Below are 17,316 nucleotides of genomic sequence, written 5' to 3' on the forward strand. Positions count from 1 at the left end.
AGCGAAGAGGCCAAGGCCATCACTTGGCGCCCGTGGTCGTGACCGAAAGGCCGACGCGCTCGACGCCGCTCCTCTTGAGCGCGTTCATCGCCTTGACCACCGTCTCGTACTTGACCGACTTATCGGCGCTGATGACCACCGGCCGCTGGTCGTCGCCGCCCTGCGCGGTCTTGGCCGCCGTGCCGATCTGCGTCATGGGGATCGAGGTGGCGCCGCTGCCGGTGGACGGGTCCTTCTTGATCTGGACCTCGTCGTCGCTCTTGATGACGATCTCGATCGGCTTGTCGGGCTGCTTGTTGGCGCGATCCACCGTGGGCAGGTTGATCACGCTCGGCGTGATCAGCGGCGCCGTGACCATGAAGATGATCAGGAGCACCAGCATCACGTCGATGAACGGGACCATGTTGATCTCGTTGATCGTTCGGCGGCCGCGGCCGCGGGAGGACATTGCTGGCATGGCGTGGTGCTCCGCTTCAGCGGCCGGTCGCCGGCGTCACCGATGCCGGGTTGACGTGGGCCGTCAGGTTGCGCTGCAGGATGTTCGAGAACTCTTCGATGAAGGTCTCGAGCGCGATCGCGATCTTGTCGATCTCGCGGGCGAAGCGGTTGTAGGCCACCACGGCCGGAATGGCGGCGAAGAGGCCGATGGCGGTGGCGACCAGCGCTTCTGCGATGCCGGGAGCGACGGTGGAGAGCGTCACCTGCGCCAGCGCTGCGAGGCCGGTGAAGGCATGCATGATCCCCCACACCGTGCCGAACAGGCCGACATAGGGCGAGACCGAACCGACGGTGGCGAGGAAGGACAGGTTCTGCTCCACCGCATCGAGCTCGCGCTGGAAGCTCGCGCGCATCGCGCGGCGTGCGCCGTCAAGCAGCGTGCCGGCGTCGGAGACATGGCGCTCGCGCAGCTTCTGGTACTCGCGCATGCCGGAAGCGAAGATGCGTTCCATCGGGCCGGCGAACTTGGCGTTCTGCGCAGCCGAGGAGAACAGTTCGTTCAAGCTGGTGCCGGACCAGAACTCGCGTTCGAAGTCGTCGTTGAGCGCGCGCGTGCGCTTGAGAGAGAAGAACTTGCGGAAGATGGCCGCCCAGCTGGCGACGGATACCACGAGCAGCAAGGCCACGACAAACTGCACCGGAAGGCTGGCATGGAGCAGGAGGGAAAGGATCGACAGGTCTTGATTCATGGCTTCTGAGGTTGAGACATGGAGCCGGCATGGCGCCCGAGGGTTCCCGAAACTTGGGGTGGGATGCGCGCGGGCCGCAGCGTGGCCGCGTCGACCCAGCCGATGCGGATCGTGCCTTCGCAAAGGACCGCAGTATCGGGCGCCGGGCCGGTGGCCGGACCGTGCTCTGAATTTGATAGCACGCGCTGGCCGATTATCAGGGACGCGGAGCCCATCTGACGCAGCTCGGCTGTAACCAGCAGTTCGTCGTCGAGCCGCGCCGGGCGGTGGTACTTGAGCTGCGTCTCGCTGACCACGAAGATGCCGCCGGTCTCTTCGCGCAGCCGGCCTTGCGCGATGCCGAGCGAGCGCAGCCACTCGGTGCGGGCACGCTCCATGTACTTGAGGTAGTTGGCATAGAAGACGATGCCGCCGGCATCGGTGTCTTCCCAGTAGACGCGGATTGGAAATGCAAAGCTCATGCAGCGACGGTGGCGCCGGCCCAGGCGCGCAGGCGCTCCACCGATTCCTCGAGATGCGCCATCGAGCTGGCCGTCGAGAAGCGCACGAAGCGGGCGGTTTCGGCCGAGCCGAAGTCGCGGCCTGGCGTGATCGCGAGATGGGCTTTCTTCATCGCTTCGAAGGCGAAGTCCCAGCTGTTCGAGATGCCGAGCTTCTCGCCGAAGGCAGAACAGTCGGCCCAGGCATAGAAGGCGCCGTCGGGCACCACCGGCACCTTGAGGCCCAGCGCGTCGAGCTGCGGAATGAACCAGTCGCGCCGGGCCTTGAACTCGGCGCGGCGGCGCTCGTACTCGGCGATGCTCTCGGGCTCGAAGCAGGCGAGCGCCGCATACTGCGAGACGGTGCTCGCGCAGATGAAAAGGTTCTGCGCCAGCCGCTCGACCACCGGCACCAGCGCATCGGGCACCACCAGCCAGCCGAGGCGCCAGCCGGTCATGTTGAAGTACTTGCTGAAGCTGTTGATGCTGATGACCTGGTCGTCGATCGCGAGCCCGGTGTGGCCGAAGGCGTCGTCGTAGGACAGGCCAAGGTAGATCTCGTCGATCAGCGTGATGCCGCCGCGCTTCGACACCACCTCGTGGATGCGGCGCAGCTCGTCGGGCGCGATCGAGGTGCCGGTCGGGTTGGAGGGCGATGCGAGCAGCACGCCGCGCGTGCGTTCGGTCCAGGCGTCTTCGACCTTGGCGGCGCTGAGCTGGAAGCGCTCGGCGGCCGTGGTCGGCACCAGCACGGCACGGCCGTCGGCTGCGCTCACGAAGTGGCGGTTGCAGGGATAGCTGGGGTCGGGCAGCAGCATCTCGTCGCCGGCCTCGATCAGCGCCAGGCAGGCCAGCTGCAGCGCGGCCGATGCACCGGCCGTGACGACGATGCGGCGCGCCGGCACGTCGGCGCCGAAGCGTTCGCGGTACCAGCCGCTGATGCGCTCGCGCAGGTGGTCGAGGCCGATCGCATGCGTGTACCGCGTCGCGCCCGCGCGCACGGCGCGTGCGGCGGCTTCTTGCACCAGCGGCGGCGCGGTGAAGTCGGGCTCGCCGATGTTGAGGAAGATCATCGGCCGATCGGTGTGCGCGACTTCGCGCGCCAGCGCGGAGGCCGCCTTGGCGACTTCCATCACGTAGAAGGGCTCGATGCGCTCGGCGCGCTTCGAAATTCTCATGGCCGTGCCTTGCCCGTCGCTCGATCGGCTTCGACCTCGGCCGGGCGCAGTTGCGGCGCGAGGCCGTTGAGCACCGCGTTCACGTACTTGTGGCCGTCGGTGCCGCCGAACTCCTTGGCGAGCTCGATGCATTCGTTCAGCACCACACGCCAGGGCACGTCGAGGCAGTGCTGGAATTCGTAGACGCCGATCCACATCACGGCGTGCTCGACCGGCGAGATCTCTTCGAGCTTGCGGTCGAGCAGCGGCACGATCAGCGCATCGAGCTCGCCCGCGGCCGCGATCGAGCCGTGCAGCAGCGCGTCGTAGTGCGCCGCGTCGGCCTTGTGGAAGCCGGCCAGGTCGCGCGTGAACTGGTCGATGGACGCGGCGTCGTTGCGTCCCACCAGGTGCTGGTAGAGCGCCTGCAGCGCGAACTCGCGCGCGCGGCTGCGGGTCGACTTGGCGGAGGCCTTGCGTGCGCCCGTGCTGGTCAGCCCCGTGCGGGATTGGCGCGGCTTGTCGCCGGCGGTCTTGTTGTCTTCGGTCATGAAAGGGTGGCGAGCAGCTGCGCCATCTCGACGGCCACGCGCGCCGCATCGCGGCCCTTGTCGGTCTGCCGCGCGATGGCCTGTTCGAGGTTTTCGGTGGTGAGGATCGCGTTGGCGACCGGGATGCGGTAGTCGAGCGCGATGCGGCTCACGCTCGCGCCCGATTCGTTGGCAACCAGCTCGAAGTGGTAGGTCTCGCCGCGGATGATGCAGCCCAGCGCGATCAGCGCCTGGTAGCGGTTGCGCTCGGCCAGGGCCTGCAGCGCGACCGGCACCTCGAGCGCGCCCGGCACGCTGACATGGTCGATGTCGGCGTCGGCGACGCCGAGCACTCGGAGCTCGCCCAGGCAGGCCTCGGCCAGGGCGTCGGTGATGTCTTCGTTGAAGCGCGCCTGCACGATGCCGATGCGCAGGCCCTTGCCGTCGAGCGTGACATCGCTGCCCTTGTTCGCGTGCTGCATTAGGCTTCCCGCCTCGCGTGTGTGTTCTTCTTCATTGCTCTTCTTTCGTGATGTAGCCCGCGATCTCCAGGCCGTAACCTGCTGCCATGCTGGGCATGCGGCGCGGCGTGCCCAGCAGGTTCATCCTGTGCACGCCGCACTCGCGCAGGATCTGCGCGCCGATGCCGTAGCTGCGCAGGTCCATGCGCCCACGTTCCGGCGCCTGCGCGGGCCGTGCAGTGCCGTCAAACTGCGACAGCAGCTCGGCGCCGGTCTCGCCGCAGTTGAGCAGCACGGCCACGCCCTTGCCTTCGGCCGCGATGTGGGCCAGGCTGGCATCGAGACTCCACGAGTGCAGCGAACGGTTGACTTCCAGCGCGTCGAGCACCGAGAGCGGCTCGTGCACGCGCACGTCCACCGTGTCGCCCGGATTCCAGTTGCCGCGCACCAGCGCCAGGTGCACGCCGTGGCTGGGCTTGTCGCGGAAGGCATGGGCGGTGAACCAGCCCCAGGTGGTGTGGATTTCGCGGCAGCCGACCTTTTCGACCAGCGACTCGGTGCGGCTGCGGTGCTCGATCAGTGCGGCGATGGTGCCGATCTTGATGCCGTGCTCGGCGGCGAAGAGCTGCAGGTCGGGCAGCCGCGCCATGGTGCCGTCCTCGTTCATCACCTCGCAGATCACGGACGCGGGCGAGCAACCGGCCATGGCGGCGAGGTCGCAGCCGGCCTCGGTGTGGCCTGCGCGCATCAGCACGCCGCCGTCGACCGCCTGCAGCGGAAAGATATGGCCGGGCTGCACCAGGTCGGCCGCGACGGCATTCGGTGCGACGGCGGCCTGCACGGTGCGCGCGCGGTCGGCGGCGGAAATGCCGGTGGTCACGCCCTCGGCCGCCTCGATTGACACGGTGAAGGCGGTCGAGTGCTTGGCGCCGTTGCGCGCCACCATCGGCGGCAGCTGCAGCCGCTCGCACATCTCGCGGGAGAGCGTGAGGCAGATCAGGCCGCGCGCATGGCGTGCCATGAAGTTGATGGCCTCGGGCGTCACGTGGTCGGCCGCGAGCACGATGTCGCCCTCGTTCTCGCGGTCTTCCTCGTCGACCAGGATCACCATGCGGCCCGCGGCGAGCTCGGCCACAATCTCTTCGACCGACGAAATCGGCGCGGGCGCCCGGCCGCTGCGCGGGGCGGTGATCGGCGTGACGGAGGCGTTCATGGGGTCTTGTCTTTCTGTGGGACGGGCAGGGCGCCGGCCTGGAGCATGCGCTCCACGTAGCGGGCGACGGTGTCGATCTCGAGGTTGACGCGGCTGCCTTGCTTCAGGCTGCCGAGCGCGGTGTTTTCGACCGTGTGCGGAATCAGGTTGATGCTGATCTCGCTGCCGTCAGCGCCGTCGCTCACGCTGTTGACCGTGAGGCTCACGCCGTTGACGGTGATCGAGCCCTTGTAGGCCAGGAAGCGGGCGAGCGCGGGCGGCGCCAGCACACGCAGCTCCCAGCTTTCGCCCACCGGCGCGAAGTGGCTGACCGTGCCGATGCCGTCCACGTGGCCCGACACGATGTGGCCGCCGAGCCGGTCGCTGGCGCGCAGTGCCTTCTCGAGGTTGACGCGGCCCGCTTCTTCGGCGAGGCCGGCCGTCTTGTCCAGCGATTCGGCCGAGATGTCGATGGTGAAGAGCTGCTTCGCCGGGTCGAGGGAGGTGACGGTCATGCAGGCGCCGTTGAGCGCGATGCTGTCACCGAGACCCACGTCGGCCAGATAGCCGTCGGGCACCGCGATGCTGAGCCGCTTGCCGTGGGATGAAGAGCTGCCGAGGTCGTGGACGGCGGCGATGCGCCCCACGCCGGTAATGATTCCGGTGAACATCGCGGCATTTTCGCAGAGATGCGAAGGCCGCTCGGCCAAACCCTAAAAGCGGTCTCGACCAGCGACCCGGGCGACGATTCGCAGGTCCGGGCCGATCGGCTCGAAGGACTTGAATTCGAGCGCCAATGCATCGCCAAGCACGGTCAGGGGGCCCGATGCATGCGGCTGGCTGGCCATGCCGAGCCCGTCTCCGATGAACTTTGGCGCCAAGTAAACCAGCAGTTCGTCGACCAGCCCTTCGCGGATCAGCGAGCCGTTGAGCTTGTGGCCAGCCTCGACATGGAGTTCATTGACCTCGCGTACGGCGAGATCGCGCAGCATGGCCGCGAGGTCGACCTTGCCCTGGGGGTTGGCGAGGTAGCTGACCGTCGCGCCCTTGGCCTCCAGCGCGGCCTGCCTGGCGTCGTTCCGGTTGGCGGCATAGATCCAGATGGGCCGGGCCGCGCCGAAGATCTTTGCCTCCGGCGGCGTCTGCAAATGGCTGTCGACCACCACGAGATGGGGCTGCCGCGGCGTTGGGACCAGCCGCACATCGAGGCGCGGATCGTCTTCGAGTACGGTGCCGACACCCGTCAGTACCGCACTTGCGCGCGCGCGCCAGGCGTGGCCGTCTGTGCGCGCTGCTTCCGAAGTGATCCATTGGCTGGTGCCGTTGGCCAGCGCCGTCTTGCCGTCGAGCGAAGCGGCGACCTTGAGCCGCACCCAGGGCGTCTTGCGGACCATGCGGCTGAAAAAGCCGAGGTTGAGTTCACGCGATTCATCAGCGCCCGCGCCGACCTCCAATTCGACGCCGGCGGCGCGCAGGCGCTCGAAACCCTGGCCTGCGACCAGCGGATTGGGATCGGCGATGGACGCCACGACTTTCTTGATGCCGGCCGCGATCAATGCGTCGCAGCAGGGGCCGGTGCGGCCATGGTGCGAGCAGGGCTCGAGCGTCACATAGGCCGTGGCGCCTTTGATCGGGCAATTGCGGGCGGCGGCGTCGCGCAAGGCCATGATTTCCGCATGAGGGCCGCCCACCGTTTGCGTGGAGCCTTGACCGATCACCGCGCCTTCTTCGTCGAGCAGAACGCAACCGACACGGGGATTCGGCTCCGCCTCGACGCTCGCCTGACGGGCGAGATCGAGCGCCTGCGCCATGGCCTGGATATCTCTATTCATGGGGCGTCAATTCGCAATTCTTCAAATTCAGATTTGATTCAGATTTAGCGAGATTTCCGCTGATCCTTCAATTCAGTCCGTTTGTCGAAAGATTTATTCATGCATCGCTTCCGGAATTTAGACTTCGCGCCGAATTGATTGAGCCAGGGGGGGAAGTTCGCGCCGGCCTGTCGGCGCGGATTGAATCTATGAAGCGACCATTTTGCTCGGGCCGGGACGGGTCTCGCCGGCGACCTGCAGGGATTTGCGGTTTTACTCGAACTGTTGGTCGTGGTTGCGCTCTTGGCGACCCTGGCGTCGTTGGCTGTGCCGAGCTTCAACTCATTCCTCGCACGGCGTGCCGTAGACGCCACGGCAGATGGCCTCCGACGCCTGCGGTGCTCTGACGATCACGAATACCGGCGTCAGAGGTGCCGCTTCCGGTGCGTCTCAGATATCCCGCAGCAACTGCCGGAACTCGTCCACATCCTCAAAGCTTCTGTAAACCGAAGCAAAGCGCACGTACGCCACCTTGTCCATGCGCTTGAGCTCCCGCATCACCAGTTCGCCCACCTTGGTCGATTCGATTTCCCGCAAGCCGCTGGACAGGAGCTTCTGCTCGATGCGCAGCAGCGCATGGTCGATCTGCTCGATGCTCACCGGCCGCTTGCGCAGCGCCAGCATCATCGAGGCGCGGACCTTCTTGGGATCGAAGTCGGCGCGGCTGCCGTCCTTCTTGACCACGACCGGGAAATTGACGTCCGGCCGTTCGTAGGTGGTGAAGCGCTTGTCGCAGGCGCCGCACTGCCGGCGGCGCCGCACGAAGTCGCCGTCTTCCGAAACGCGGGTCTCGACGACCTGCGTTTCGAGGTGACCGCAAAAGGGGCACTTCATGCGGTCACTTTCGGTTCAACCGTAGACGGGAAAGCGGCTGGTCAGTGCATGCACCTTCGCACGCACCGCTTCGATGGTGGCGGCATCGCGCGGGTTGTCCAGCACGTCGGCGATCAGGTTCGCGGTGGCGCGCGCCTCCTCGTCCTTGAAACCGCGCGTGGTCAGCGCCGGGGTGCCGATGCGCACGCCGCTCGTGACCATCGGCTTTTCCGGATCGTTCGGGATCGCGTTCTTGTTGATCGTCATGTGGGCGCTGCCCAGCACGGCCTCGGCTTCCTTGCCGGTGATGCCTTTGGCGCGCAGGTCGACCAGCATCACATGGCTCTCGGTGCGGCCGCTCACGATGCGCAGGCCGCGCCCGGCGAGCGTTTCGGCAACGATCTGCGCGTTCTTGACCACCTGCTGCTGGTAGGCCTTGAACTCGGGCGAGAGCGCCTCCTTGAAGGCCACCGCCTTGGCCGCGATCACGTGCATCAGCGGTCCGCCCTGGAGGCCCGGGAAGATGGCGCTGTTGATCGCCTTCTCGTGCTGCGACTTCATCAGGATGATGCCGCCGCGCGGTCCGCGCAGGCTCTTGTGGGTGGTGGAGGTCACCACGTCCGCGTGCGGCACGGGGTTCGGGTAGACGCCGGCGGCGACCAGACCCGCGTAGTGGGCGATGTCGACCATGAAGATGGCGCCGACGTCCTTGGCCACCTTGGCGAAGCGCTCGAAATCGATGCGCAGCGAGTAGGCCGAGGCGCCCGCGATGATCAACTTGGGCATCGATTCGTGCGCCTTGCGCTCCATCGCGTCGTAGTCGATCTCTTCCTTTTCGTTCAGGCCGTAGCTCACGACGTTGAACCACTTGCCACTCATGTTGAGCGGCATGCCGTGGGTCAGGTGGCCGCCTTCGGCCAGGCTCATGCCCATGATGGTGTCGCCAGGCTTCAGGAAGGCCAGCATGACGGCCTCGTTGGCTGAGGCGCCGCAATGCGCCTGCACGTTGGCCGCGTCGGCGCCGAAGAGCTGCTTGACGCGGTCGATCGCCAGCTGCTCGGCCACGTCGACATGTTCGCAGCCGCCGTAATAGCGCTTGCCGGGATAGCCTTCGGCGTACTTGTTGGTGAGCTGCGTGCCTTGCGCGGCCATCACGGCAGGCGACGCGTAGTTCTCGCTCGCGATCAGCTCGATGTGCTGTTCCTGCCGGGCATGCTCGGCCTGGATGGCGGCCCAGATTTCGGGATCGGTCTGTTCGACCAGGATATTGCGGTTGTACATGGCAGTCCTTTAAGACGATGGTCCTTGTTCTTCAACCAAACAAGGGCTGCCCAGGCGAACGGCTGAACGCCTGCTCAAGACCGCGGGCGGCACGCTTCCCAGTGGTGTTCCACGTCAGCGCAATGCACCTGAAAAGGGTTGCGCCTATCGCCAGTCGCGTGCCGGTCGAGTGTAGCTGACGGCGATGGCCGCCGTCTTCGAAAGGGCCTACAGATCGGACAGCAACGCCACGCTCTGCGTGTTCGCTTCCGGCTTGGCGGGTGCCACCACGGGCAGCGGCTGCGCCCGCATGCCGGGCGGTGTCGGCGTGGTGGTGGGCGGCGTGCGTCCGCCGACCACCTGTTGCAGGCGCGCATGTTCGGCCAGTACCTTGCCGGCATAGCCGCCGTCGTCGGGCAGATTGGCGGCGCCGACATAGAACTTGAGGCCGCCCTCGAGCGAACCTGCGCGCGCGATGCATTCCTGCAGCACCTTGACGCCCACGCGCATGTTGGTCACCGGATCGAAGGCGGTCAGGGTGCCGCCCGCGCGTTCGTACTTCTCGCCGTGCACGCGGGTCATCACCTGCATCAGGCCCTGGGCGCCGACGTGGCTCTGCGCAAAGGGGTTGAAGCTGGATTCGACCGCCATGATGGCCAGGATCAGGGTCGGGTCGAGCTTGGTGCGCTTGCCGAGTTCGAAGGCTTCGGCCACCAGCACGCTCAACGGCTCGACGGCCACGCGGTACTTCTTGCTCAGCCAGTAGGCGACGGCGGCCTGCTGCTTGGGCAGCTCGTGCGGGCTCGCCGCCGTGGTGCGGTCGATGGCCGTCGGCTCGAGATCGGTTGCCTCCGGCGGCGGCTTGCGCGACTGGAGCCAGCCCATGAGCTGTTCTTCGCCGGACTGGCGCAGGTCCGGGCGCGCGGCCAGCGCCAGCGCAGCGAACACGATGGCCAAGCCGACCAGGGCAAAGCCGTTGTGGGTGATCTCGAAAAAACCGTCGGCCACATCGGACACGACGGTCCGCAGCCCGCGGGCCGTGGCTTCAAACGCCTGTTTCATCGCTCTTCCTTTCTGTGCGGCACCTGAGTCGCAGCGCCAGAAGGGCGATGGTCGAAGGCAGCGGCGCTTGGATTGGTACGAATCAGGTTCCGCGCAAGGAGGGGGAGTGGAGCGCGGCCACCTGACTAAGCCGAAAGAATTCAGCAGCGGATATTGGTGGAGTCCCGGCTGCCAAGTGGCGGCGGGGGCAACGGGCATTCTAGGAGGGGCTAAATACACGGTCAAGAATAAGGATTTGAGTTTTTATGCTAACAAGGCTTGAAAAGAAGAGGGGCGAATCGCCGGCCGCCGATCCATTGAAAAGCTCATTTGCAATCCTTGGAGCGCGCGCCTACCCTGAGGAGGCCTGAGCTTTCAGGCGTTAAACCAAGGTCCAGCAACCGGAAGAGCAATCGAACGGTTCAGCGGCCGAGGCCCAACGGTGGCAATCTCTTGCTGCCAGCACGGTCGGAACAAATTCACTTCCGGTCGAGCGAAAAGATGGCATGGGCGTTGCGCCCGCCATCGAGCCCGGAGGCCAGACTTCGCGTCGAGCCACCGGGCTTTCTTGTTTCTGGGAAGGTGCTCGCACTTTTGCGGCACACTCGCCCCCGATGATGAATGCTGCTTCGCTGAAACAGAACAAATGGGTGCGACGGGGAGTGCTGGCGTTGCTGGTGCTGCTCGGTCTCTGGCTGCTTGCCTGGTTGGCGGTGCCGCCGATCGCCAAGAGCCAGATCCAGAAGATCGCGAGCGAAAAGCTGGGTCGCCAGGTCACGGTCGGCAAGATCGACTTCAAGCCCTGGACGCTCGAGCTGACGCTGAAGGACCTGCGCATCGCCACGGCCGACGGCAGCCAGCCCCAGGTGGCGGTGGCGCGCATCTATGCCGATGCGGAGCTGCAATCGATCCTGCGTCTGGCGCCGGTGATCGATGCCATTGCCATCGACGCGCCGGCCATCCTGCTGACGCACCTGGCGGACGGCAAATACGACATCGACGACATCCTGGCCAAGCTCGCCAGTGCGCCCGACGCGCCCAAGAGCGAGCCGCCGCGCTTCGCGATCTACAACATCGCCATCACCGGCGGCGCGGTCGATTTCGACGACCAGACCGTCAAGCGCAGGCACGAGCTGCGCGACCTCGTGCTCAAGGTACCCTTTCTCAGCAATCTGCCTTCGCAGCGCGAAATCAAGACCGAGCCCAAGCTGGCCTTCGTCCTGAACGGCAGCGGATTCGATTCGGCCGCTTTCGCCACGCCCTTCGCGGAAAGCCGCAAGACCGACGCGCAGGTGCACTTCAAGGATCTGGACCTGGTGCCTTACCTGGGCTACATCCCCGGCGGCCTGCCGGTCGCCCTGCGCGCCGGCAAGCTCGACGCGGACCTCAAGATCGACTTCGAACGCACCGCCACCGCGGGCCTCAAGCTCTCCGGCACGGTCGCGGCGCACAGCATCAAGCTGGCGGATTCGAAGGGGCGCGATCTGCTCGGCTTCGATTCGCTCAAGGTCGCGCTGGCCGACGTCCGGCCGCTGGAGGGCGTGGTGCATCTGGGCGAGGTGGCGCTGGCCGCGCCGCAGCTGGTCGTGGCGCGCGATGCAGCCGGGCAGCTCAACCTGCTGGCCACCGACCGGGCCACCGGCGCAACCGAAAAAGTGACACCCGCCGCGGCACCCAACACGAACGGCGAACCTGTACCGAAGCCGGCCGAGCAGCCGGCCTGGCGGGTTCGGGTCGACAAGCTGGCGCTTTCCGGCGGCGAGATCGGCTGGCGCGACCAGACCACCCAGCCGGCCGCGGCCATCGACGTGAAGCAGCTCAACATCGAAGCCAGCGCCCTGACCTGGCCGATGGACAAGCCGTCGCCTTTCAGCGGTTCCACCTCGGTCGGCGGGGCCCCCCTCAAGTTCAGCGGCGAGGCGACCGACAAGGTGGCCAAGGTCCAGACCGAGGTTGAGGGCTTGCCGTTGTCGCTGGCGGCCCCGTACCTCGCGCAGAGCCTGGAGCCCACGCTCGACGGCAAGCTCAGCGGCCAGATCGACGTGGCCTGGGCCCAGCCCGATCTGAAGCTCAAGGCGCGCCGCGTCGCGGCCGACGGGCTCGCGCTGACGCAGGCCAAGATCGCGCTGGCGAGCGTCGGGCGCTTCGAGCTCGTGGATGCCGAAGTCGACATGACGAAGCACACGCTCGCGATCGCTTCGTTCACGGCCACCAGTCCCAAGGTCGTCGTCGAGCGCGACAACGAAAAGCGCTGGATGTTCGAACGCTGGCTGAAAACCCCGGCGGGCGGCAGCCAGAGCAACGGCGCGGCTGCCAAGGTCGCGGCGCCCAAGCCCGCCGGGGCGGCCGCTGCGCCGGGCGCCAACACCAAGCCGTGGGAGCTTTCCATCGGCACGGTGGCGGTCGACAATGGCGCGCTCTCTTATTCGGACAAGGCCGGCGCCACACCGGTGGCCTTCGAGATCAGCGCGCTGAAACTCAACGCGCAGAAGATCGCTCCCAACAGCGCCACCGCTTCGCCCTTGCAGCTTTCGGGGCGCATCGGTGCCGGCCGCGCGGAAGCCGGGCGCTTCGATTACAAGGGTTCGGTCGTGCTCAAGCCGGTGGCGGCCGAGGGTCGGCTGGAGGTGGCCGCCATTCCGGCCCATGCCTTCAAGGCCTACTACGCCGATACACTGAACATCGACATCCGGCGCGCGTTCGCCAACTACCGCGGCACGGTCAAGTTCGCGACGGCACCCGCGGGCATGAGTCTCAAGCTGGCCGGCGATACGGCGCTGGACGACTTCCGCGCCAACAGCGCAGCGCTGACCCAGTCGCCGGGCTTGGCGACCCGCAGCAACCAGATCCTGAGCTGGAAGACGCTGAGCCTGCGTGGCCTGCAAGTCAACATGGCGCCCAGCGTGCCGCTGGCCGTGGACGTGCGCGAAACCACCTTGACTGACTTCTTCGCCCGCGTGATCGTCGATCCGACCGGTCGCCTCAACCTGCAGGACCTCACCAAGAAGCCCGGCCAGACGACCGCCGCCGTAGCGCCGGCAGGCGAACCCACCACGCGCCGCAGCCTCGGCGGCACGACCACCACGACCACCGCCAAGCCCGCCGCACGCTCGGGCGGCGCCCCCGTCTCGGCGGAAGCCATGGTCGGCGGCGCAACCGAGACCGCCGCACCGGCCCCGGCGGCTGTGGCCAAAGCGCCTGCGCCCGACAGCGGCGGCCCGGCGCCGGTCATCAATTTCGGTCCGATGAGCATGGTCAACGGACGCATCGATTTCACCGATCTGTTCGTCAAGCCCAATTATTCCGCCGACCTCAGCGAGCTGACCGGCAAGCTCAGCGCCTTCTCGTCGAAGCCGCAAGGCGACAAGCCAGCGCTGGCCGATCTCGAATTGCGCGGCAAGGCGCAGCAAACCGCCCAGCTCGAGATCACCGGCAAGCTCAATCCGCTGGCCAAGCCGCTCGAACTCGACATCACGGCCAAGATGCGCGAGCTCGATCTGCCGCCGCTGTCGCCGTACTCGGTGCGCTACGCCGGGCACGGCATCGAGCGCGGCAAGCTCAGCATGAACGTCACCTACAAGATCACGCCCGATGGCCAGCTCACCGCCACCAACAAGCTGGTGCTCAACCAGCTGCAGTTCGGCGACGAAGTGCAGGGCGCGCCGAACAGCCTGCCGGTGCGCCTGGCCGTCGCCCTGCTGGCCGACCGCAATGGCGTGATCGACATCGACTTTCCCGTCAGCGGCTCACTCAACGATCCGCAGTTCAGCCTCGGCCCGCTGATCTTCAAGGCGATCGTGAACCTGATCGTCAAGGCCGCCACCTCGCCGTTCAGCCTGCTCACGGGCGGACTGGGCGGCGGCAGCGGCGAGTCGAGCGCGATCACTTTCGCGCCCGGCAGTTCGGATCTTTCGCCGGCCGCCAAGGAAAGCCTCGACAAGGTGGTGAAGGCGCTCACGGACCGACCCGGGCTGCAGATGACCGTGGTCGGCACCGCCAGCCTCGAGCAGGAGCGCGAGGCCTACCAGCGCCAGCGCCTGCGCGCACTCGCCCAGACCGAGAAACGCCGCGCCGCGGCGCGCAGCGGCAGCCAGAATGCAGCCGAAGTCACGCCCCTCACCGATGCCGAATACCCGGAGTTGCTGGCCGCGGTGTACAAGCGCTCCGAGATCACCAAGCCGCGCAACATGATCGGGCTGGCGAAGGATCTTCCGACCAAGGAGATGGAAGACCTGCTCATGGCCAGCATCCCGGTCGACGAGGAATCGATGCGGCAACTCGCCGTGGTGCGCGGCGCCGTGGTGCGCGACTACCTGCTGGCCCAGAAGCTTCCCAGCGAGCGGCTGTTCCTCGGTGCCGTGCGTACGAAGGCTGCCGGCAACGATTGGAAACCAGGTGCCGAACTGAATCTGGCGACCCGCTGAAAGCAGGGCACAAGTCGGTGAAAATGGCGGAGTGCGCCGGCAAATGCCGGCGCCTTCGCTTTTCTTCTTCAGATAACGACATTCGCGCAGTGACTTCAACTTCCACCAAGCCCAACGACCTCCAGTCCCTCGACACGATGACCGGCGGCGCCTTCACTGCACCGACCTCGGGTGAGCGTGCCCAGCGCATCCGCGATTGGCTCGCGGGCAATCCGGCGCCCGAGCAGATGCAGGAGGTATTCAAGGAATTGAGCGGCCGCGACAAGGGCGCCGCGCGCCTGCTGCGCGAGAAGCTCGACGAGCTCAAGCGCGCCAAGGGCCAGGAAGCCATTGCCGCCGAATGGGCGCACAAGGCCGAGGCGCTGCTGGCCCAGCCCAAGCTCAATATCGCCGACGCGCTGGCCTGGCAGCGCGACGCGGCCAAGGCGGGTGCGCCCCTGTCGCGCGAGCCGCTGGCCGGCTTCAAGGCCCGGTTGGCCGAACGCGTGAAGGGCATCGAGGACCTGCAGCATCGCGCGCAGGTCCATCGCGAGGCCGCCGTGCTGCTGGCGCAGCGCTTCGAAGTGCTGTCGACCAAGAGCTGGCGCGATGCGCAAGCCGCCGAAGAAGCCTTGCGCGCCGACGTCGCGCACTGGCAGCAGCAGGCCGCGGAGATCACGGCCGACGGCAACTGGAACAGCCTCGACGCCAAGTTCGCGCCGCAGCTGGAGTCCTCCAAGGCGCAGTTGCTGGTGGTGTCCGATGCTTTCCACCAGGCGCTGGCGCAGACCGTCGCGGCGGCCGAGGATGCGGCTGCGCCGCTGCCGCCCGTGCCGGTCTGGGCCGACGAGCTGCGCGTTGCGCGTGGCGGCGTGGCCGAGGCGGCTGCGCCCGCGGCGCAGAAGCCTCCCGTGCCGAAGGTCGATCCCGAGAAGCGGGCCGCCGCGCAGGCTGCCGTGGAGGCCGCGCTCGCCAAGCTCGAAAAGGAAACCGCCGAAGGCCATGGCAAGGCCAGTGCCGGTGCAGCCGCCGCACTGCGCGCCGTGCTCAAGGAGCACGGCAAGCTGGTCGAGCCGCCGCTCGAAGCCCGCGTGCATGCGGCCCTGGTCGCCGCCGGCGAACTCGAAGGCTGGCAGCGCTGGAGCGCCGACAAGGTGCGCGAAGAACTGGTGGCCAAGGCCGAAGCCCTGCTCAAGCGTCCCGAAGGCCAGGCCCTGGGCGGTCGCAAGATGCAGGAAACCTTGCGCACCCTGCGCGAGCAATGGAAGCAGGCCGACCAGGGCGGCGTGCCGAATCACGCGCTCTGGAAGCGCTTCGACGAAGCCTGCAACGAAGCCCACAAGGTGGTCGAGGCCTGGCTCGAGAAGGTGCGCGCCGACGCGGCCGAGCATCGCGCCCAGCGCCTGGCGCTGATCGAGGAAGTGAAGGCCTGGGCCGCGGAGCACGCGGATGCGTCCGACCTCAAGGCGCACAACCGCGCGCTGCACCAGTTCGCCGATCGCTGGCGCGATGCCGGCCATGTGGGCGAGAAGGTGTTCGCCGAACTCCAGCCGCAATGGAACGAGGCCTTTGGCGCTGCACGCGCGCCCTTCGAAGCGCAGCAGAAGGCCAGCATCGAACGGCGCCAGGCGATGATTGCCGAGGCCGCCGAACTCGGCGCCGCGCCGATGCTGCGCATCGATGCGGTCAAGGCGCTGCAGCAGCGCTGGCAGGCCGAGGCCCAGAGCGTGCCGCTGGATCGCCGCCAGGAACAGAAACTGTGGGACGCCTTCCGCGCGCCGATCGACGAGGCCTTCAATCGCAAGAGCGCCGAGCGCGAAAAGGCGGCTGCCGCCGTGAGCGAGCACGACCGCAACGTGCTCAATGCCTCGAAGGCGCTGGATGCCGCCAACAGCACCGGCGATGCGCAGAAGATCCGGGCCGCCGTCGCGCAGCTCGAAGCCGCGCTGCGCGGCGAAGCGCCTGCGCCTGCGTCCACGGCAACGTCCAACGGTCCCGCGGTGGGTGCCACCGAAGTGGTGGCACCGGGCCAGGCCGCGGCCGAGTTCGGCGAGAGCGCCGAACAGGCCCCCGCGCCCAGCGACGCCGAGGCGTCGCCCGTGGCGCCCGCCGAATCCGCTGCATCGGCGCCCGATCTGGTGGCGCCGGCCGACGGTGCCGACCCCTCCGCGCGCACCGATGCCGCGGAGGCCGAAGCCAGCCCGGCACCCGCTGCGCCGCCCAAGCCCGCGCCGAAGCCGGTGATCGCCGTGCGCGGTGACGACCGTCCCGGCAACAAGAAGGCCGAGGCCGTGCCGGCTCAACGGGGCGGCAAGTTCGGCGATCGCCGCGACAGCCGCGGCGCGCCGGGCGGCCGTCCCAACGACCGGGCGCCCCGCGCCAACGATCGCGGTGCGCCCGCCGGCGGAGGCCGCTTCGGCGACCGCCCGCCGCGCTTCGAGGACCGCGGTCCGCGCCTCGGCGACGCCGCCTTCCGCGCGCAGCGCGAGGCGCTCGAACGCGCCGAGTTGGCACTGCGCAAGCTCGCGGCTCAGGCGCACGGCGAGGCGCTCACGCAGGTGCTCGGCGCCTGGGAGCAGCGCGACGCGTCGAAGCTGCCCAGCGCTCAGGAACTGGGCCGCGCCGTCACGCCGGCGGTGCGCGGCCAGTGGTCGCAGGCCCTGGCCGCAGGCCCGACGGCCGCGGCCGACGATGCGGCCGAGGCCTTGCTGCGCCTCGAGATGGCGGCCGAAGTGCCGACGCCGGCCGAGCAGCTCGATGCACGCCGTGCGCTGCAGCTGAAGCTGCTGACCAAGCGCGGCGATCCGGCGCCGGTCCAGACCTGGGGGCAGGATGCCGGCAAGGTGCTGGCCGCTGCGCACGACGCAGCATCTGCGCGCCGGCTGCAGAACGCGCTCAAGGCCTTGCTGCGCAAATAGGGGG

At 67.6% G+C, this 17,316-nt stretch carries 14 protein-coding genes and 1 riboswitch; of the genes, 2 read left to right on the plus strand and 12 right to left on the minus strand.

Going from position 1 to position 17,316, the window contains the following annotated elements; translation table 11 throughout:
- Positions 1 to 19: 19 nt before the first annotated feature.
- From BLS74_RS21170 to BLS74_RS21225, 12 genes are all read right to left on the minus strand, one after another.
- A complete protein-coding gene (locus BLS74_RS21170; RefSeq protein ID WP_093109120.1) occupies positions 20 to 457 on the minus strand; it encodes an ExbD/TolR family protein in 438 nt (145 codons plus the stop codon).
- Between the two features lie 16 nt (positions 458 to 473).
- Positions 474 to 1,187 (minus strand): protein TolQ, encoded by a 714-nt coding sequence (tolQ, locus tag BLS74_RS21175; RefSeq protein ID WP_093109121.1) that lies wholly within the window; start codon positions 1,185 to 1,187, stop codon positions 474 to 476.
- On the minus strand, positions 1,184 to 1,648 hold the full coding sequence (gene ybgC, locus BLS74_RS21180; protein ID WP_093109122.1) for a tol-pal system-associated acyl-CoA thioesterase: 465 nt from the start codon (positions 1,646 to 1,648) through the stop codon (positions 1,184 to 1,186). The genes tolQ and ybgC overlap by 4 nt, the downstream gene beginning before the upstream one ends.
- On the minus strand, positions 1,645 to 2,844 hold the full coding sequence (locus BLS74_RS21185) for a pyridoxal phosphate-dependent aminotransferase (RefSeq protein ID WP_093109123.1): 1,200 nt from the start codon (positions 2,842 to 2,844) through the stop codon (positions 1,645 to 1,647). Before BLS74_RS21185 ends, ybgC begins: the two co-directional genes overlap by 4 nt.
- Complete coding sequence (gene nusB / locus BLS74_RS21190) at positions 2,841 to 3,374, minus strand: transcription antitermination factor NusB (RefSeq protein ID WP_093109124.1); 534 nt, start codon at positions 3,372 to 3,374, stop codon at positions 2,841 to 2,843. Before nusB ends, BLS74_RS21185 begins: the two co-directional genes overlap by 4 nt.
- Positions 3,371 to 3,835 (minus strand): 6,7-dimethyl-8-ribityllumazine synthase, encoded by a 465-nt coding sequence (ribH, locus tag BLS74_RS21195; RefSeq protein ID WP_093109125.1) that lies wholly within the window; start codon positions 3,833 to 3,835, stop codon positions 3,371 to 3,373. Before ribH ends, nusB begins: the two co-directional genes overlap by 4 nt.
- 31 nt (positions 3,836 to 3,866) lie before the next feature.
- Positions 3,867 to 5,027, minus strand: coding sequence for a bifunctional 3,4-dihydroxy-2-butanone-4-phosphate synthase/GTP cyclohydrolase II (gene ribBA, locus BLS74_RS21200; RefSeq protein WP_093109126.1), 1,161 nt, complete (start codon positions 5,025 to 5,027; stop codon positions 3,867 to 3,869).
- Positions 5,024 to 5,677: a riboflavin synthase gene (locus BLS74_RS21205; protein WP_093109257.1), complete on the minus strand. Its 654-nt coding sequence runs from the start codon at positions 5,675 to 5,677 to the stop codon at positions 5,024 to 5,026. Before BLS74_RS21205 ends, ribBA begins: the two co-directional genes overlap by 4 nt.
- A gap of 42 nt (positions 5,678 to 5,719) precedes the next feature.
- On the minus strand, positions 5,720 to 6,838 hold the full coding sequence (gene ribD / locus BLS74_RS21210) for a bifunctional diaminohydroxyphosphoribosylaminopyrimidine deaminase/5-amino-6-(5-phosphoribosylamino)uracil reductase RibD (protein WP_093109127.1): 1,119 nt from the start codon (positions 6,836 to 6,838) through the stop codon (positions 5,720 to 5,722).
- 429 nt (positions 6,839 to 7,267) lie between these two features.
- Positions 7,268 to 7,711: a transcriptional regulator NrdR gene (gene nrdR / locus BLS74_RS21215; RefSeq protein ID WP_093109128.1), complete on the minus strand. Its 444-nt coding sequence runs from the start codon at positions 7,709 to 7,711 to the stop codon at positions 7,268 to 7,270.
- A gap of 15 nt (positions 7,712 to 7,726) precedes the next feature.
- Positions 7,727 to 8,971: a serine hydroxymethyltransferase gene (gene glyA, locus BLS74_RS21220; protein WP_093109129.1), complete on the minus strand. Its 1,245-nt coding sequence runs from the start codon at positions 8,969 to 8,971 to the stop codon at positions 7,727 to 7,729.
- Positions 8,972 to 9,012: 41 nt separating this feature from the next.
- Positions 9,013 to 9,139: riboswitch (ZMP/ZTP riboswitch) on the minus strand.
- Between the two features lie 39 nt (positions 9,140 to 9,178).
- A complete protein-coding gene (locus BLS74_RS21225; protein WP_093109130.1) occupies positions 9,179 to 10,012 on the minus strand; it encodes a lytic transglycosylase domain-containing protein in 834 nt (277 codons plus the stop codon).
- 596 nt (positions 10,013 to 10,608) lie between these two features.
- On the opposite strand from BLS74_RS21225, the gene BLS74_RS21230 reads away from it, so the two are divergent.
- Positions 10,609 to 14,415: a DUF748 domain-containing protein gene (locus tag BLS74_RS21230; protein ID WP_093109258.1), complete on the plus strand. Its 3,807-nt coding sequence runs from the start codon at positions 10,609 to 10,611 to the stop codon at positions 14,413 to 14,415.
- A gap of 89 nt (positions 14,416 to 14,504) precedes the next feature.
- Entirely contained in the window at positions 14,505 to 17,312 is a 2,808-nt protein-coding gene (locus tag BLS74_RS21235) for a DUF349 domain-containing protein (RefSeq protein WP_244503948.1), read from the plus strand.
- Positions 17,313 to 17,316: the final 4 nt, after the last annotated feature.

It is taken from the genome of Variovorax sp. CF079, assembly GCF_900101545.1.
In the GTDB taxonomy this organism is placed as follows: domain Bacteria; phylum Pseudomonadota; class Gammaproteobacteria; order Burkholderiales; family Burkholderiaceae_C; genus Variovorax.

What these genes read in the sequence shown, in the direction of transcription:
- BLS74_RS21170 (WP_093109120.1), bottom strand. Translation starts at nt 457, where the DNA reads ATGCCAGCAATGTCCTCCCGCGGCCGCGGCCGCCGAACGATCAACGAG.
- tolQ (WP_093109121.1), bottom strand. Translation starts at nt 1,187, where the DNA reads ATGAATCAAGACCTGTCGATCCTTTCCCTCCTGCTCCATGCCAGCCTT.
- ybgC (WP_093109122.1), bottom strand. Translation starts at nt 1,648, where the DNA reads ATGAGCTTTGCATTTCCAATCCGCGTCTACTGGGAAGACACCGATGCC.
- BLS74_RS21185 (WP_093109123.1), bottom strand. Translation starts at nt 2,844, where the DNA reads ATGAGAATTTCGAAGCGCGCCGAGCGCATCGAGCCCTTCTACGTGATG.
- nusB (WP_093109124.1), bottom strand. Translation starts at nt 3,374, where the DNA reads ATGACCGAAGACAACAAGACCGCCGGCGACAAGCCGCGCCAATCCCGC.
- ribH (WP_093109125.1), bottom strand. Translation starts at nt 3,835, where the DNA reads ATGCAGCACGCGAACAAGGGCAGCGATGTCACGCTCGACGGCAAGGGC.
- ribBA (WP_093109126.1), bottom strand. Translation starts at nt 5,027, where the DNA reads ATGAACGCCTCCGTCACGCCGATCACCGCCCCGCGCAGCGGCCGGGCG.
- BLS74_RS21205 (WP_093109257.1), bottom strand. Translation starts at nt 5,677, where the DNA reads ATGTTCACCGGAATCATTACCGGCGTGGGGCGCATCGCCGCCGTCCAC.
- ribD (WP_093109127.1), bottom strand. Translation starts at nt 6,838, where the DNA reads ATGAATAGAGATATCCAGGCCATGGCGCAGGCGCTCGATCTCGCCCGT.
- nrdR (WP_093109128.1), bottom strand. Translation starts at nt 7,711, where the DNA reads ATGAAGTGCCCCTTTTGCGGTCACCTCGAAACGCAGGTCGTCGAGACC.
- glyA (WP_093109129.1), bottom strand. Translation starts at nt 8,971, where the DNA reads ATGTACAACCGCAATATCCTGGTCGAACAGACCGATCCCGAAATCTGG.
- BLS74_RS21225 (WP_093109130.1), bottom strand. Translation starts at nt 10,012, where the DNA reads ATGAAACAGGCGTTTGAAGCCACGGCCCGCGGGCTGCGGACCGTCGTG.
- BLS74_RS21230 (WP_093109258.1), top strand. Translation starts at nt 10,609, where the DNA reads ATGAATGCTGCTTCGCTGAAACAGAACAAATGGGTGCGACGGGGAGTG.